The sequence below is a fragment of the Acinetobacter sp. 228 genome (genome assembly GCF_048147885.1).
In genome coordinates, this window is sequence record NZ_JAYWYV010000575.1 from 1 (window position 1) to 1,056 (window position 1,056).

Here is a 1,056-nt window from a genome sequence, read left to right on the forward strand (position 1 = left end):
CAAAACACATTACAAGCATTTGGTCCTTTATTACCTGAATTATTAGGTGGTTCTGCGGACTTGGCAGGTTCTAACTTAACACTTTGGAAAGGTTGCCAAGGCGTTCAAGAAAACCCGGCTGGTAACTACGTGTATTATGGTGTACGTGAGTTCGGTATGACTGCAATCGCTAACGGTGTTGCATTGCATGGCGGCTTCATTCCTTACGTTGCAACGTTCTTAATGTTTATGGAATATGCACGTAATGCGGTACGTATGTCTGCATTAATGAAACAGCGCGTGATTCATGTGTATACACATGACTCAATCGGTTTAGGTGAAGATGGTCCAACACACCAACCAATTGAACAAATTGCTTCTTTACGTGGTACACCAAACTTAAATACTTGGCGTCCTGCTGATACTGTAGAAACAGCGATTGCGTGGAAATCTGCTTTAGAGCGTAAAGATGGACCTACAGCACTTATTTTCTCTCGTCAAAACTTACCATTCCAAACGCGTACTGAAGAGCAAATCCAAAATGCGGCAAAAGGTGGTTATGTTCTTGCTCAAGAGAAAGGTGAGTTGAAAGCAATTATTATTGCTACTGGTTCAGAAGTTTCTTTAGCAATGGAAGCTTATGCTCAACTTGAAGGTGTTCGTGTTGTTTCTATGCCATGTGCAGAAGAGTTCATGAAACAAGATGCTGCATATCGTGAAGCAGTATTACCAGCTCACATTCGTGCACGTGTTGCTGTAGAAGCTGCTCATGTTGACTACTGGTGGAAGTTTGTTGGTCTTGATGGCAAAGTAATTGGTATGACAACTTATGGTGAGTCAGCACCAGCAAAAGACTTGTTCCAATTCTTCGGTATTACAACTGAGGCTGTAGTTGCTGCGGTAAAAGAGTTAACTGCTTAATCTTTTGAGCAGAATAAAAAGCGTCCCGATTGGGGCGCTTTTTTTATGAGCTATTTAAATGTTAAGTTCAGTTTGGATCGTAATATTAGACGTTAAAAGCTTATGAATAGGGCAGTTTTCAGCAACTTTTAATAATCTTTTATGCTGATCCTCAGT

Annotated in this window: 1 protein-coding gene and 1 pseudogene; one reads left to right on the forward strand and one right to left on the reverse strand. The window is 40.8% G+C overall.

Translation table 11 applies throughout. The annotated features are described in order from the left end of the window. The coding region (locus VXQ92_RS20925; RefSeq protein WP_416683059.1) for a transketolase-like TK C-terminal-containing protein at positions 1 to 900 on the forward strand (900 nt) is incomplete at its 5' end. 54 nt (positions 901 to 954) lie between these two features. On the opposite strand, the pseudogene VXQ92_RS20930 reads toward VXQ92_RS20925, so the two are convergent. Next, a pseudogene (locus VXQ92_RS20930) lies at positions 955 to 1,056 on the reverse strand (OsmC family peroxiredoxin); the annotation flags it as partial.